The 15,039-nt window shown below is 72.4% G+C and carries 9 protein-coding genes; 4 read left to right on the top strand and 5 right to left on the bottom strand.

Annotation, left to right across the window (positions count from 1 at the left end; all coding sequences use genetic code 11):
• Positions 1-102 precede the first annotated feature (102 nt).
• Positions 103-1,932 (bottom strand): hypothetical protein, encoded by a 1,830-nt coding sequence (locus tag K7396_RS18390; RefSeq protein WP_143589262.1) that lies wholly within the window; start codon positions 1,930-1,932, stop codon positions 103-105.
• A gap of 224 nt (positions 1,933-2,156) precedes the next feature.
• Positions 2,157-3,920 carry an aspartate--tRNA ligase gene (gene aspS, locus K7396_RS18385; RefSeq protein ID WP_152104774.1) on the bottom strand — a complete coding sequence of 588 codons (1,764 nt, stop codon included), beginning with the start codon at positions 3,918-3,920 and terminating at the stop codon, positions 2,157-2,159.
• A gap of 277 nt (positions 3,921-4,197) precedes the next feature.
• Between aspS and K7396_RS18380 the strand changes: the two genes are divergently transcribed.
• Positions 4,198-6,354, top strand: a complete 2,157-nt coding sequence (locus tag K7396_RS18380; RefSeq protein ID WP_152104773.1) for an ATP-binding SpoIIE family protein phosphatase — start codon at positions 4,198-4,200, stop codon at positions 6,352-6,354.
• Here K7396_RS18380 and K7396_RS18375 read toward each other — a convergent pair.
• The 3 genes from K7396_RS18375 to K7396_RS18365 form a co-directional block, all read right to left on the bottom strand.
• Positions 6,288-7,430, bottom strand: a complete 1,143-nt coding sequence (locus tag K7396_RS18375; protein ID WP_152104772.1) for an AI-2E family transporter — start codon at positions 7,428-7,430, stop codon at positions 6,288-6,290. The genes K7396_RS18380 and K7396_RS18375 overlap by 67 nt on opposite strands.
• 99 nt (positions 7,431-7,529) lie before the next feature.
• Positions 7,530-8,486: a pirin family protein gene (locus K7396_RS18370; RefSeq protein ID WP_086719034.1), complete on the bottom strand. Its 957-nt coding sequence runs from the start codon at positions 8,484-8,486 to the stop codon at positions 7,530-7,532.
• A 205-nt stretch (positions 8,487-8,691) separates the two neighbouring features.
• Positions 8,692-9,165, bottom strand: a complete 474-nt coding sequence (locus K7396_RS18365) for an SseB family protein (RefSeq protein WP_086719033.1) — start codon at positions 9,163-9,165, stop codon at positions 8,692-8,694.
• A gap of 164 nt (positions 9,166-9,329) precedes the next feature.
• On the opposite strand from K7396_RS18365, the gene K7396_RS18360 reads away from it, so the two are divergent.
• The 3 genes from K7396_RS18360 (at position 9,330) to K7396_RS18350 (ending at position 14,891) form a co-directional block, all read left to right on the top strand.
• Entirely contained in the window at positions 9,330-11,156 is a 1,827-nt protein-coding gene (locus K7396_RS18360) for an acyl-CoA dehydrogenase (protein ID WP_086719032.1), read from the top strand.
• A 332-nt stretch (positions 11,157-11,488) separates the two neighbouring features.
• Positions 11,489-12,784: a M18 family aminopeptidase gene (locus tag K7396_RS18355; RefSeq protein WP_086719031.1), complete on the top strand. Its 1,296-nt coding sequence runs from the start codon at positions 11,489-11,491 to the stop codon at positions 12,782-12,784.
• 1 nt (position 12,785) lies between these two features.
• The gene (locus K7396_RS18350) at positions 12,786-14,891 is read left to right on the top strand and encodes an AfsR/SARP family transcriptional regulator (protein WP_086719030.1); all 2,106 of its coding nucleotides are present in this window, start codon (positions 12,786-12,788) and stop codon (positions 14,889-14,891) included.
• The last annotated feature ends 148 nt before the right edge of the window (positions 14,892-15,039 follow it).

The following is a 15,039-nucleotide window of genomic DNA, read 5'->3' as shown; positions in this document are numbered from 1 at the left end:
CGGGCGCGAGCGCGTTCGGGGCCGGGCGGGCCGTGGCCGGGGACGGACGCCACTCCCCGGTCCGGGCCGGACGGCCACCGGTCCCGAGCGGGCACTCGCCGGTCAGGGGTGAGTACGCGCCGGGGCGGGACGGGAGGCCGCCGGTGCGGGACGGGTAGGCGCCGGTGCGGAGCGGGAGGCCGCCGGTGCGGAGCGGGCGTGCGCCGGTGCGGGGCGGGCCGGCGGGGACAGGTAGGCGTGCAGCAGCCGGAAGCCCGGTACCGGCGGGAGGGTCACCCGCCGCCAGCCCCGGGCGTAGTCCGGCGGGCGCTGCCCGCCCGCGACGATCACGGCGGCCGGGCGGCCCGCGCCCAGCCGGGCCAGCGCCGCGGGGGTGATGCTGGCGTCATGGCCCTGCGGCTGGCGGGACGCGCAGCCCGCCCGGTACGCCACCCGTACCGCTTCCTCGCCGCTCACCACACAGGGCGGCCGCACCCCGGCCGCCCGCAGCGACGCGGTGATCCGCTCGATACCGGCCTGCGAACGGGCGGTGCTCCGCACCATCTTCTGCCACACCACCAGCTGGACGACCTGGTGGCTCAGCAGCACGAGGGCGAGGAGGGCCACCGCCCAGGCGTGATGACGGCGCGGCAGGTGGGTCAGCCAGTACAGGAACCACGCGGCGGGCATCATCAGCAGCGCGTAGGCCGGCAACAGGAAGCGGGGGGCGGCGTAGTCCACCGTCAGGAGGTAGGGGGCGGCGAGGCAGAGGCCGGCCAGCGCCGGAAGGACGACGGGGGCCGGACCGTAACGGTGCAGCGGGCCGCGGGAGTCGCGCAGCCGCACCAGCGGCCAGGCGGGACCGTAGCCGTTCCGTCCGCCGTGGGGCGTGGTGTCGTCCGCCGGGTCGGGGCCGAAGCTGCCGGGCCGGATGGGCGCCAGCCCGAGCGGGTGCCGGGCACCGCTGCGCGCCGCCGGCCCGTACCCGTGCAGGTCGTCGCGGGGCTCGCGGGCGCGGAGCGCCGCCCACACCGCCCCGGCGACCGCCAGCGGCAGCACCAGCCACCACACCGCCGTCACGGGGTGATCCCAGGTCAGATGGCAGGGGCGGCACAGGGTCCTGCCCTGGAGCGCCCGTGCGTGGTCGTCGAAGGACAGGTGCCAGCCCAGCCCGCCCTGGATCTGCGCGGCCCTCCGCAGCCGGCCCAGCAGCCCGCCGTAGGACAGATACGCCTCCACAACCCACTGGGCGCACCCCAGCACCAGGCCGGCCGGCAGCGCCAGCAGCACGGCGGGGCGCCGCCAGGAGGGGACACACAGCGCCGCGGCGAAGAGCGGCACGGCCAGCCAGACGGCGTCGGTGGGACGCATCAGCGCGGCCACGGCCACCGCGACGGCGAGCCCCGCGGCGGCCCGCCGGTCGGCGCGCGGGGCCAGTTGGCGGGAGGGCTGCCGTACGGCCCGCAGGAAACAGCCGGTGGCGGCGAGCGCGGCGTACGCGGTCCACAGGTTGGGCATCGCCTGCGGACCGTAGAAGAGGGTGATCCACAGCCCGGCGAACAGCGCGCCGCCCAGGGCCGGTACGGGGGCGGGCAGCAGGCGCCGCCAGATGCCCAGGGTGAGCAGGAGCGCGGCGCCGGAGAGCACCGCCAGGTAGCAGTGCAGCACGGGCGCCGAGGTCGTCAGGGCGGCCATCGGGGCGAGCAGGAGGCTGACACCGCGGGCGCGCGGGGCGCTGAAGAACGCGGCCGGCACCTGGCGGTCGACCTGGCTGAGGTACACCGTCTCGTCCCATCCCAGGCCGGGGACGGCGACGGCGGAGGCGAGCAGGCAGGCGGTGAAGAGGACGGCCACGGCGGTGAGCCACCACAGGTCGCCGCTCGGGACCGGACGCATCTCACGGGCCTGCGGCCCCAGGGCGGACCTGGCGGAGAGGAGACTGGCTTGCTGCATGGGCACCACAGTGCGTGCCGCACCGGAACACGGCCACACGGACGGGGCGGTCGGGGCACGCGGGCCGGGCCGGGAGCCCCTCCCGGCGGACAGACGCCCGCCGGCCTGGCCCCCGATCGCCGGCCCCGGCCTGCGGCGCACAGGCCCGGATACGGACCGGGGCGGCGTTTCACGTGAAACGCCGCCCCTCGGCCTGTCGGGGGCCTGCCGCCCCCGGGCGATGCCTACTTCACCTGCGGCTTGCGCAGGGAGAGGTGCAGCTCCTTGAGGCGGGCCTCCTCGACCTCGCTCGGCGCGCCCATCAGCAGGTCCTGGGCGTTGCCGTTGAGCGGGAAGGCGATGGTCTCGCGGATGTTGGGCTCGTCGGCCAGCAGCATCACGATGCGGTCGACGCCGGGGGCGATGCCGCCGTGCGGCGGGGCGCCGAACTTGAAGGCGCGCAGCATGCCGCCGAACTCCGCCTCGACCGTCTCCTTGTCGTAGCCGGCGATCGCGAAGGCCTTGTACATGACCTCGGGCTCGTGGTTACGGATGGCGCCGGAGGACAGCTCGGTGCCGTTGCAGACGATGTCGTACTGCCAGGCCAGGATGTCCAGCGGGTCCTTGGTCTCCAGCGCCTCCAGGCCGCCCTGCGGCATGGAGAAGGGGTTGTGCGAGAACTCGATCTTGCCGGTGTCCTCGTCCTTCTCGAACATCGGGAAGTCGACGATCCAGCAGAAGCGGAACTCGTCCTCGACGAAGTGACCGGCGCGCTTGGCGGCCTCGACGCGGACCGCGCCCATGATCTTGGAGACCTCGTCGAACTCGCCGGCGCCGAAGAAGACGGCGTGGCCGGGCTTGAGGTCCAGGGCGGCGACCAGCGCCTTGATGTCGTCCTCGGTGAGGAACTTGGCGATCGGGCCGGTCAGCGCGTTCTCCTCGCCCACGCGGACCCATGCCAGGCCCTTGGCGCCCTGCTGGACGGCGAAGTCGCCCAGCTGGTCGAAGAACTTGCGCGGCTGGTCGGCGGTGTCCGGCACGGCCAGGGCGCGGACGTGCTTGTCGGCGAAGGCCTTGAAGCCGGAGCCCGCGAAGACGTCGGAGACATCGACCAGCTCCAGCTCGGCGCGCAGGTCCGGCTTGTCGGAGCCGTACTTGACCATCGCCTCGCGGAACGGGATGCGCGGGAAGGGCGAGGTGACCTTGCGGCCGTTGCCGAACTCGGTGAACAGCTCGGTCATCAGCTTCTCGACGGGCCGGAAGACGTCTTCCTGCTCGACGAAGCTCATCTCGATGTCGAGCTGGTAGAACTCACCCGGCGAGCGGTCCGCGCGGGCGTCCTCGTCGCGGAAGCAGGGCGCGATCTGGAAGTAGCGGTCGAAGCCGGCGATCATCAACAGCTGCTTGAACTGCTGCGGGGCCTGCGGCAGGGCGTAGAACTTGCCGGCGTGCAGACGCGAGGGGACCAGGAAGTCGCGGGCGCCCTCGGGGGAGGTCGCGGACAGGATCGGGGTCGCCATCTCGTTGAAGCCGAGGGCCACCATCTTGTGACGGATGGCGGAGATGACGGCGGTGCGCAGCATGATGTTGCGGTGCATCCGCTCGCGGCGCAGATCGAGGAAGCGGTACTCGAGGCGCTTCTCTTCGTTGACGCCGTCGTCCGCGTTGATCGTGAAGGGGATCTGATCGGCGGCGCCGAGCACCTCGACGGCGGACACCTCGATCTCGATCTCGCCCGTCGGCAGGTCGGGGTTGACGTTGTCGGCGCCGCGCGCGCTGACCTTGCCGTCGATGCGGACGACGGTCTCCTTGGTCAGGGAGCCGAGGGCCTCGTTGGCGGGGGTGCCGGGGCGGGCGACGAGCTGAACGAGACCGTAGTGGTCGCGCAGATCGATGAAGAGGATGCCGCCCAGGTCACGTCGATTGTGCAGCCAGCCGCTGAGGCGGACGTCGGTGTCGACGTCCGCGGCTCGGAGCTCGCCGCAGTTATGGGACCGGTACCGATGCATCGCTCATCCAAGTCGTCGCGAGGTCGAGGTGAGGAGTTGTCGGGAGAGGGAGAGGAAAAGGAGTACGGGCTCGGATGCCCGGTCGCTCTCCCCGTGGATCACCCGAAAGGCCACCCCAGGATTGACATAACCGCTCCAGGTTACCGTCCCGGCCCGCACGCCTTCGTTGACATATACGCATCAACTCGGCGGGGCCCGGAAACCGGCGCCCCGACTGGGACGATGGTCACGTCCCGCTCGCTGGTGGCGCCTCGCCAAACGCACATAAAGTGAGGCAATGCGCACCGAGGATCTCCTGGCCGCCATCGCGACCGGCCTGTGGCGCTGGGACAACGCATCGGGACGGGTGACCCTCGACTCCGAAGCGGCCCGGCTGCTCGGCCTGCCCGCCGCCCCGGCGGAGCTGACCGAGGCCGCGGTGCGCTCCCGTTTCCATCCGGTCGACTTCGCCGAGGTCAACGGGATCGTGCAGCTCGCGCTCGCCGAGAAGACGCTCGCCGAGGCCCGGCTGCGCATCGTGGACGAGCGCGGGCGGGTGCGGCGCATCGTCCGCTCCCGTTCCCGCCCCCGGGTCGTCGAGGGCGGCTTCGAGCTGGTCGGCACCCTGCAGGAGGTGCCCGAGCCGCAGCCGGGGACCTCCGCCGCCCACACCCCGATCACCGGCGACTGGCGCCGCTCGCGCGAGGCGTTCCTGCTGGACGCGGGCCGGGGGCTGGCCGAGGCGCGGTCCACCGCCGAGGTGCTGCGGGTCGCCGCCGGGCTGTCCATGCCCGGTTTCATGCCCGACGGGCTGGCGGTCTTCGGCATCGAGGGCGACCGGCTGTCGGTGATCGGCCACCACGGCCACCACGGCGACGACGAGCGGCCGTTCGCCGCCATGCCGCTGGCGGCCGACTACCCGGCCGCCGAGGTCATCCGCACCGGCCGGGCCCTCTATCTGCCCACGCCCGAGGAGTACAGCCGCCGCTACCCCGGCACCTGGCCGCTGGCCGCCCGCTTCGGCCGGACGTCCTGGGCGTTCCTGCCGCTGGTGAACGCGGGCCGGACGATCGGCGCCTGGATGGCGGCGTTCGCCCAGCCGGTGGCCTTCACGCCCGACGAGCGCTCGGTGCTGACCACCGTCGCCCGGATGCTGGCGCAGGCGCTGGCCCGGGCCGGGGTGCAGGAGGAGCAGCAGGAACTGGCGCTGGGGCTGCAGCGCAGCATGATGCCGACGGTGCAGCCGGACATCCCGGGGATGACGGTGGCGGCCCGCTATGTCCCCACCGGTGGCGGGCTGGAGGTCGGCGGCGACTGGTACGACATGATCCCGCTGCCGTCCGGCCGGATCGCGCTGGTCATCGGGGATGTCCAGGGGCACGACGTACGGGCCGCCGGCCTGATGGGGCAGCTGCGGATCGCGCTGCGGGCCTACGCCTCCGAGGGCCACCACCCCGATGCGGTGCTCTCCCGCGCCTCCCGGTTCCTGGCCGGGATCAACGAGACCGAACTCCGCGGGCACGGCGAGGACCAGCGCTTCGCGACCTGCCTCTACATCGAGGTGGATCCGGCGACGGGGCTGCTGGACATCGCCCGGGCCGGCCACCCCGACCCGGCGATCCGGCTGGGCGACGGCACCCTGCTGATCCGGCAGACCGCGGGCGGGCTGCCGCTGGGCATCGTCCCGGACACCGACTACCCCACCACCCGGCTCGTCCTGGAGCCCGGCGAGACGATGATGGTCTGCACCGACGGGCTGATCGAGACCGGCGGCCACGACCTGGAGACCGGCTGGGCGCGGCTGCGCGGCGTCATCGAGGCGCACGAGCCCGGCGAGGACGGCGAGAGCCTGGAGCGGCTCGCCGACGCCCTGGTCCAGGCCGTGCACGGACCCTCCTCGCACCACACCACCGGGCCGTTGGTGGACCGCCGCGAGGACGACATCGCCGTGCTGCTGCTGGGCCGCGAGGCGGCCGGGTGCGGGGTCGCGGCCGGCGGACCGGAGCCGCGGCCGGTGCGGCGCACCGTGCTCTCCATCGCGCAGGCCGAGCCGGAGCGGATAGCCGAGGCGCGCCGGCAGGTCCGTGACGTGCTGCACGACTGGGCCGATCCGGACCAGGTGGACTCGGCGGTGCTGATGGTCTCGGAGATGGTCACCAACGTCCTGTTGCACACCGACGGGGACGCGCTGCTGGTCGCCGAGATCACCGGTGCGCCCGGCGCACGGCGCGTCCGCGTCGAGGTGGCCGACGGCAGCGACGAGCTGCCGCACCGTCGCTGCCCCGGCGAACTGGCCTCGTCGGGGCGCGGTCTGATGCTGCTGGAGCTGCTGGCCGGGGCGTGGGGCGTGGACCCGCGCGGGGACGGCAAGTCGACGTGGTTCGAACTCTACGAGGACGCGGCGGACGCGGCGGGGCCGGTCTCGTCGGGGCCGGAGTCCGGGCCCGCGACGTAGTACTCCCGCAGCTCGTGGAGCACGCCGATGACGGCCGCGGTCAGCGGCACGGACAGCAGCATGCCGAGGATGCCCGCGACGCTGGCGCCCGCGGTGATCGCCAGGAGCACCGTGGCCGGGTGCATCTTGACCGTCCGGCTCTGGATCATCGGCTGCAGTACATGCCCCTCCAGCACTTGCACGGCCAGAACGACGCCGAGCGCCCAGAGCGCGATCACAAAGCCGCGGTCGGCCAGCGCCACCAGGATCGCCACGGCGCCGGAGATGAAGGCGCCGAGGTAGGGGATGTAAGCGCCGACGAAGACCAGCGCGCCCAGGCCGACGGCGCCCGGCACCCGGAGGATCAGCAGTCCGATGGTGATGCAGATGGCGTCGATCAACGCGATGAAGGTCGTCCCGCGCATGAAGCCCTCGATGGAGTGGAAGCCGCGGCGGGCCATCCGCTCCAGCTTCGGTGCGGAGCTGCCGGGCGCCCAGTCGTTCAGCGCGCGAACCGCCTTGTCGGAGTCGCGCAGGAAGAAAAAGGTCAGCAGCAGGGCCAGTACCGCGGCGGCGAGGAACTGGCCTACCGCACTGACCCCGGTCAGCAGCCCCGAGGCCGCGGTGCCCCCGAACTTGGCGACGAGCCCCTTGGACTTGGAGGCGAGATCGTCGAGCGAGGTCCCGGCCGCCCCGAAGTGCTGGGAGAGGTCCTTTGCGGCCTGCCTGAGCGAGGAGAGGATCTGGTCACCCGTGTCGACCAGCGCGCTGACGACGATGTACCCGGCACCGCCGACCACCAGCACAAGGACGGCACAGGTCAGTCCGGCCGCCAGCGAACGATTGACCTTCATCGCCACCAGCCGCCGGTAGAGCGGCCCGAGCAAACCGCTGCCGAGCAGTGCCAGCAGGACGGGCGTGACCGCAGCGCTCAGTTCGACGCACAGCCACACCACGAGGGCCACCACGGCCGCGATCAGCAGCCCTACCAGGCACCAGGCCGCGGCACGGCGGGCCTGGACCGGCAGCAACGGCGGGGCGGGCCGCGGCCGTTCCCGCTCGGCGCCGTGCCCGTTTCCATCCGAGTCGTTGTGCACCCCGACAGTCCACCACGGCCGCGGGCCCGCGCCCGGAACCCTGGAACGGGTCAGGGGCGGCGTTTCACGTGAAACGCCGCCCCTGCCGCCGACGTGGCGTCAGTGCTCGCCGGCCGGAATCGTCCCGAGCCGGCCGGCCTGGAAGTCCTCGAAGGCCTGCGCCAGTTCGGCGTGGGTGTTCATCACGAACGGGCCGTAATGCATCATCGGCTCACGGATCGGCAGCCCGCCGAGCAGCACCACCTCGAAGTTCGGGCTGCGCGACTCCTGGGACTCGTCCGCCCGGATGGTGAGCGAGTCCCCTCCCCCGCCGAACACGACCGCCTGCCCCATACGGAACGGGCGCCCCTCCGCACCGGCCGCACCGCGTCCGGCCAGGGCGTAGGCGAGGGCGTTGAAGTCCTTGCGCCAGGGGATGGTCAGCTCGGCACCCGGATTCACCGTCACATGCATCATCGTGATCGGCGTGTGGGTGACGCCCGGACCCTGGTGGCCGTCGAGGTCACCGGCGATCAGCCGCAGCAGCGCGCCGCCGTCGGCCGAGGTCAGCAGCTTGACCTGCCCGCCGCCGATGTCCTGGTAGCGCGGGGCCATCATCTTGTCGCTCTTCGGCAGGTTCACCCACAGCTGGAGGCCGTGGAAGAGACCGCCGGACAGCACGAGCGACTCCGGCGGGGCCTCGATGTGCAGCAGCCCCGAGCCGGCCGTCATCCACTGGGTGTCGCCGTCGTTGATGACACCGCCGCCCCCGTGCGAGTCACGGTGCACGAAGGTGCCGTCGATCAGGTAGGTCACCGTCTCGAAGCCACGGTGCGGGTGCCAGGGCGTGCCCTTGGGCTCTCCCGGCGCGTACTCCACCTCGCCCATCTGGTCCATCATGATGAACGGGTCGAGGTGCTGGTAGTCGATGCCGGCGAACGCCCGGCGCACCGGAAAGCCCTCGCCCTCGAAACCGCTCGGAGCGGTGGCAACGGCCAGCACGGGACGTGCGTGCGCCGCGACGGGCGCCGCCACACGCGGCAGGGTCAGCGGGTTCTCAACGGTCACAGCGGGCATGACGCCTCCTCGGTCGTTCCCCAACTTAGTTGAATGGTGAACAACACGCAAGGCGTGCGGCATTCCCGAACGCGTTTGCGCAGGTCGAAGAGGGTGCGCCGGACCGGATCGCCGGCCCAGGACACACATCGGGCCGGCCCCCTCCCGGGACCGGCCCTCGATCGGTCACCGCGACGGCCCTCGGCCCGCCGCGCAGCAAGCGGCGTCAGCCGTACATGCGCCGCATCGCGAAGTCGACCATCTGCTCCACGGCCTTCGCGTCGAAGACCATCCGGTGGTCCCCCTCCATGTCGAGGACGAAGCCGTAGCCGGTCGGCAGCAGATCGAGCACCTCGGCTCCGGTGATCACGAAGTACTTGGACTCCTTGCCCGCGTACCGCCGCAGCTCCTTGAGGGAGGTGAACATCGGGATCACCGGCTGCTGGGTGTTGTGCAGCGCCAGGAAGCCGGGGTTGTCGCCGCGCGGGCAGTAGATCTTGGACGTGGAGAAGATGCCCTGGAAGTCCTCGGCCGACATCGAGCCGGTGGTGAAGGCGCGCACCGCGTCGGCGAGCGAGGGCGGGGACGGCTCGGGATACAGCGGCGCCTCGCCATAGCCCCCGGGGGCCGCTTGCTGCGGCGGGGGCGGCGCTCCGTACTGCTGCTGCCCGGCACCCGCGTTCTGGTCGTAGCCGTACATGCGCCACAGCGTACTGAGTCGGCGATTCGCCGGGGGACGCTCGTCACAGATGGGCGGTAGGGGTTGATTCTTATTACCGGTGGGTAGCATCATCGTAGGCACTTGCTACTTGCTGGTATTTGCGTTTGAGGTCCTCCCTCCCGAACCCTTACGGAGCCGTATCCATGGGGCACTACAAGTCGAATCTCCGCGACATCGAGTTCAACCTCTTCGAGGTGCTCGGCCGTGACAGCGTGTACGGCACCGGACCGTTCGCGGAGATGGATGTCGACACCGCCAAGAGCGTGCTGTCCGAGATCGCCCGGCTGTCGGAGAACGAGCTGGCGGAGTCGTTCGCCGACGCCGACCGCAACCCGCCGGTCTTCGACCCGGACACCAACACCGCGCCGGTACCGGACACCTTCAAGAAGAGCTACCAGGCCTTCATGGACGCCGAGTGGTGGCGGCTGGGCATCCCGGAGGAGCTCGGCGGCACCACCGCGCCGCGCTCCCTCCTGTGGGGCTTCGCCGAGACCATCCTGGGCGCCAACCCGGCCGTGTGGATGTACGCGTCCGGCCCCGCCTTCGCCGGTGTGCTCTTCGAGGAGGGCACCGAGGAGCAGCACCGCATAGCCCAGCTGATGGTGGACAAGCAGTGGGGCTCCACCATGGTGCTCACCGAGCCGGACGCCGGTTCGGACGTCGGCGCCGGCCGCACCAAGGCCGTGCAGCAGGCGGACGGCACCTGGCACATCGAGGGCGTCAAGCGCTTCATCACCTCCGGTGAGCACGACATGTCCGAGAACATCGTGCACTTCGTCCTCGCCCGCCCCGAGGGTGCCGGTCCGGGCACCAAGGGCCTGTCGCTCTTCATCGTGCCGAAGTACGACTTCGACTGGGAGACCGGCGAGCTGGGCGAGCGCAACGGCGCCTACGCCACCAACGTCGAGCACAAGATGGGCCTGAAGGCCTCCAACACCTGCGAGATGACCTTCGGCGCCAACCACCCGGCCAAGGGCTGGCTGCTCGGCGAGAAGCACGACGGCATCCGCCAGATGTTCAAGATCATCGAGTTCGCCCGGATGATGGTCGGCACGAAGGCCATCGCCACCCTCTCCACCGGCTACCTCAACGCGCTGGAGTACGCCAAGGAGCGGGTGCAGGGTCCGGACCTCGCGGCCTTCACCGACAAGACCGCCCCCCGCGTCACCATCACCCACCACCCCGACGTGCGCCGCTCGCTGATGACGCAGAAGGCGTACGCCGAGGGCATGCGCGCCCTGGTGCTCTACACCGCCACGGTCCAGGACGAGATCATCGTCAAGGAGGCCGCGGGCGAGGACGCGAGCGCCGCGATCCGCCTCAACGACCTGCTGCTGCCCATCGTCAAGGGCTACGGCTCGGAGAAGTCCTACGAGCAGCTGGCGCAGTCGCTGCAGACCTTCGGCGGCTCCGGGTACCTGCAGGAGTACCCGATCGAGCAGTACATCCGGGACGCCAAGATCGACACCCTCTACGAGGGCACCACCGCGATCCAGGGCCAGGACTTCTTCTTCCGGAAGATCGTCCGCGACCAGGGCCAGGCGCTCACCGCCCTCTCCGACGAGATCAAGAAGTTCCTCGCGGACAACACCGGCGGCGAGGAGCTGGAGCAGGCCCGCGGCGAGCTGGCCAAGGCGGCCGCCGACCTGGAGGCGATCGTCGGCGCCATGCTGACCGACCTCGCGGCGACCGAGAAGGACGTCAAGTCCATCTACAAGGTCGGCCTGAACACCACCCGCGTGCTGATGGCCTCCGGTGACGTCGTCATCGGCTACCTCCTGCTCAAGGGCGCGGCCGTGGCCGCGGAGAAGCTGGCCGGCGCCTCGGCGAAGGACAAGCCCTTCTACACCGGCAAGATCGCCGCGGCGAAGTTCTTCGCGCACAACGTCCTGCCGGGCGTGGGCGTCCAGCGCGGTCTGGCCGAGTCCGTCGACCAGTCGCTGATGGAGCTCGACGAGGCCGCGTTCTAGGGGCGCGCGCCCGCGGCGTCCCGCGGCGCGCCTCCGGGAGTTCCCGGACGAGCCGTCCGCACCGACGGTGCCCGCCTCTCTTCCCCCGGAGAGGCGGGCACCGTCATGTCCCGGAGCAGGCAGGGCAACCGGCCGCCATGGCCGGGACACAGGGTGCGGACGGTGCCGGTGGTGCGGAGGTGGCGGCCGCCACCGGGGCGTCGGAGGGGAATCCCTCCCTCGCCCGCTCCGGCGGGCCATCGGTCCTGAATACTGACATCCTGGCCGGAAGGGAGCGGAGTCACCATGCAGGCGCACGGGGAATGCGGCGTCCGGCTCCTTATGCTGAATCCATGACCAACTCCGCCCGCTTCGATCGCGGCCACACCGACGACCTGATGTCCTTCCTCGCCGCCAGTCCGTCGCCCTATCACGCCGTGGCGAATGCGGCGGAGCGGCTGGAGAAGGCCGGGTTCCGGCAGGTCGCCGAGGTCGACGAGTGGGACGGCGGGACCGGCGGGAAGTATGTGCTGCGCGGCGGCGCGATCATCGCCTGGTACGTGCCGGAGGGCACGAGCGCCTCGACTCCGTACCGAATTGTCGGTGCTCACACCGACTCTCCCAATTTGCGGGTCAAGCCGATTCCGGACACCGGTTCCCGCGGCTGGCGGCAGGTCGCCGTGGAGATCTACGGGGGCACGCTGCTCAACACCTGGCTCGACCGCGATCTGGGTCTGAGCGGGCGGGTGACGCTCGCGGACGGCAGCCACCGGCTCGTCCACGTCGACCGGGCACTGCTGAGAGTGCCCCAACTGGCCGTGCACCTCGACCGTTCGGTGAACGCCGACGGCCTGAAGCTGGACAAGCAGCGCCACATGACGCCGATCTGGGGTCTGGGCGACGGGGACGAGGGCGATCTGATCGCCTTCGTCGCCGAGGAGGCCGGTGTCCCCGCCGACGACATCAAGGGCTGGGACCTGATGGTGCACAGCATCGAGGCGCCCGCCTATCTGGGCCGCGACCGCGAACTGGTCGCCGGACCGCGGATGGACAACCTGCTGTCGGTGCACGCCGGCACGGCCGCGCTCACCGCGGCGGCGGCCGCCGGGAGCGACCTGACCGGCATCCCGGTGCTGGCCGCCTTCGACCACGAGGAGAACGGCAGCCAGTCCGACACCGGCGCCGACGGGCCGCTGCTCGGCACGGTGCTGGAGCGCTCGGTCTTCGCCCGCGGCGGCTCGTACGAGGACCGGGCACGGGCCTTCGCCGGCACCGTCTGCCTGTCCTCCGACACCGGCCACGCCGTCCACCCCAACTACACCGAACGGCACGACCCGGGGCACCACCCGATGCCCAACGGCGGACCGATCCTCAAGGTCAACGCCAACCAGCGCTATGCGACGGACGGCAGCGGGCGGGCCGTCTTCGCGGCGGCCTGCGAGCGGGCCGGGGTGCCGTGGCAGAGCTTCGTGTCCCACAACTCGATGCCGTGCGGCACCACCATCGGGCCGATCACCGCGGCCCGGCACGGCATCGCCACGGTCGACATCGGCGTGGCGATCCTTTCCATGCACTCGGCGCGCGAGCTGTGCGGCGCCGAAGACCCGTACCTGCTGGCAAATGCCCTGACGGCCTTCCTGGAGGGCTGAGTTGGAATTCTCACTGCTCGGGCCGATCTCCGTGACGACCGGCTCCGCGGAGCTGTCGCTCGGACCCGCCAAACGGCGCAGTGTGCTGGCGCTGCTCCTGCTGCAGCCCAACACCACCGTCCCACTGGAGCAGTTGATCGACTCCCTGTGGGAGGACGAGCCGCCCGAACACGCCCGTACGGTCGTCCAGGGGCATGTCTCGCGGCTGCGCGCCACGCTCGCCGAGGGCGGCGCGGAGGCGTACGGCATCGAGCTGACCACCCACGGCTCGGCCTATCTGCTGCGGCTGCCGGAGGAGTTGATCGACGCCCACCGCTTCGGTGAGCTGGTGGCTCTGGCACGCCCCGAGGCGGCGCCGGCCGATGCCGTACCGCTGCTGCGCGAGGCGCTGGGGCTGTGGCGCGGCCCGGCGCTGACCGGCACGGTCACCAGCCCGCCGTTCGCGGCCGCCGCGCATGCGCTGGAGGAGCGCCGGCTGACGGCCGTGGAGGCGCTGGGGCGGGCCCACGGCGCGCTCGGCGAGCACGAACAGGCCGCCGCCGTCCTCTACTCCGCCGCCGTCAACCACCCCCTGCGCGAGGGGCTGATCGCCGGGCTGATGCGGGCGCTGTTCCACACGGGGCGGCAGTCCGACGCGCTGGAGTGGTTCCACCGCACCCGGCGGCTGCTCAACGAAGAGCTGGGCGTCGATCCCGGCGAGCGGCTGCGCGGCGCCTACGAGGAGATCCTGCGGGCGGAGGCGGCCGGCGCACGGCCCGCCGCGGCGAAGCCCGCGGGCGGTGCGCGAGCGGCGGGCTCCGCTCCCGGTGGTGCGCCGTCGGCAGGGGCCCGCTCCGGGGCGGCTTCCGGAAGCGGCTGCCCCGGTTCCTCCGGCGCGGCACCTTCCGCAACGGGCGCCGGGGCTCCCCCCGTTGACGGGGAGACGCGGGTGCCCGTCCAGGGGGATGCCGGCCCTGAGGAGGTGCCCGGGGGCCCTGGTGCGCCGGGTGCGGGCCGGACGGGTTCCGGCCCGGCGGACGGCGCACGGGACGGCTCCGGCCGGGCCGGTGCGGGACCGCGGCTGCTGCCCCGGCCGCCCGCCCGCTTCCTGGGCCGGGAGGACCAGCTCTCGGCCCTCACCTCGGTCATGACGGACCGTACGACGGGCGAGAGCCCGCTCGCGGTGGTGACCGGTCCGGCCGGTGTCGGCAAGACCGCCTGCGCCGTGCAGTGGGCGCATCTGCAGGCCGGGGCCTTCCCCGACGGGCAGCTCTTCGCCGATCTGCGCGGCTTCGGCGAGGGCGACGAGGCGCCGGCGGCCGAGATCCTGCGGGACTTCCTGCTGGCGCTCGGCACCCCGCCGGAGCGGGTGCCCGGCTCGGCGCAGGCCGCCTCGGCCCTGTTCAGGTCGCTGGTGGCGGAGCGCCGGCTGCTGGTCGTCCTCGACAACGCGCGCAGCTCGGCACAGGTGCGGCCGCTGCTGCCCGGCGGCCCGCACTGCGCCACGGTCGTCACCAGCCGCAGCCGGCTCGACGGTCTGGTCGCCACCGACTGCGCCCGGCCGGTCGGCCTCCAGACGCTCGGGCACGAGGAGGGCGTGGCGCTGCTCGGCGCCATGCTCGGCCCGGACCGCGTCGCCGAGGATCCCGCCGCGGCGCGCGAACTGGTCGACCTGTGCGACGGTCTGCCGCTGGCGCTGCGGGCCGCGGCCGCCCAGCTGACCGCCCGGCCGCGCTGGCGGCTGGCCCGGCTGGCGTCGGCGCTGCGCGACGAACGGCGGCGGCTGTCGCTGCTGTCGGCGGAGGACACCGGCATCGCGGCGGCGCTGCGGATGTCCGTCGCGCGGCTGTCGGCGGACGACGCCCAGCTGCTCAGCGCGCTGGCGACCAGCGCGGACGGGCACCTCAACGCGTCGCTGGCGGCGGCACTCGCCGGGTACGACCCGGAGCGCACCCAGGACGGTCTGGACCGGCTCACCGAGATGCACCTGGTGGACGAGGAGGCCACCGACGTCTACACGATCAGCACGCTGACGCAGCTGTTCGCCCGCGACGAGCGCGGTGAGAGCGGCGAGGGTGGCACGGACGGGACGGACGACGGGAGCAAGGGGAGCGGCGGGCGCGGCTGATCCGCGGCCGCGCCCCGGCCCGGGGGCGGGAGCGTTAGGCGCACGTTAGTGGCACGGCAGCGGCGGGCGGCAGTCTGGTGATCGACGCAGGACAGACCAGCAGGCCGCAGGACGTACCGCGGGGGCGGTGCGGCCACCGACCGGGGGG

It is taken from the genome of Streptomyces angustmyceticus (assembly GCF_019933235.1).
In the GTDB taxonomy this organism is placed as follows: Bacteria; Actinomycetota; Actinomycetes; order Streptomycetales; family Streptomycetaceae; genus Streptomyces; species Streptomyces angustmyceticus.
Note: the sequence above shows the minus strand (reverse complement) of the source record. Positions and strands in the feature narration are given on the sequence as shown.

What these genes read in the sequence shown, in the direction of transcription:
- K7396_RS18380 (WP_152104773.1), top strand. Translation starts at nt 4,198, where the DNA reads ATGCGCACCGAGGATCTCCTGGCCGCCATCGCGACCGGCCTGTGGCGC.
- aspS (WP_152104774.1), bottom strand. Translation starts at nt 3,920, where the DNA reads ATGCATCGGTACCGGTCCCATAACTGCGGCGAGCTCCGAGCCGCGGAC.
- K7396_RS18390 (WP_143589262.1), bottom strand. Translation starts at nt 1,932, where the DNA reads ATGCAGCAAGCCAGTCTCCTCTCCGCCAGGTCCGCCCTGGGGCCGCAG.
- K7396_RS18365 (WP_086719033.1), bottom strand. Translation starts at nt 9,165, where the DNA reads ATGTACGGCTACGACCAGAACGCGGGTGCCGGGCAGCAGCAGTACGGA.
- K7396_RS18355 (WP_086719031.1), top strand. Translation starts at nt 11,489, where the DNA reads ATGACCAACTCCGCCCGCTTCGATCGCGGCCACACCGACGACCTGATG.
- K7396_RS18370 (WP_086719034.1), bottom strand. Translation starts at nt 8,486, where the DNA reads ATGCCCGCTGTGACCGTTGAGAACCCGCTGACCCTGCCGCGTGTGGCG.
- K7396_RS18360 (WP_086719032.1), top strand. Translation starts at nt 9,330, where the DNA reads ATGGGGCACTACAAGTCGAATCTCCGCGACATCGAGTTCAACCTCTTC.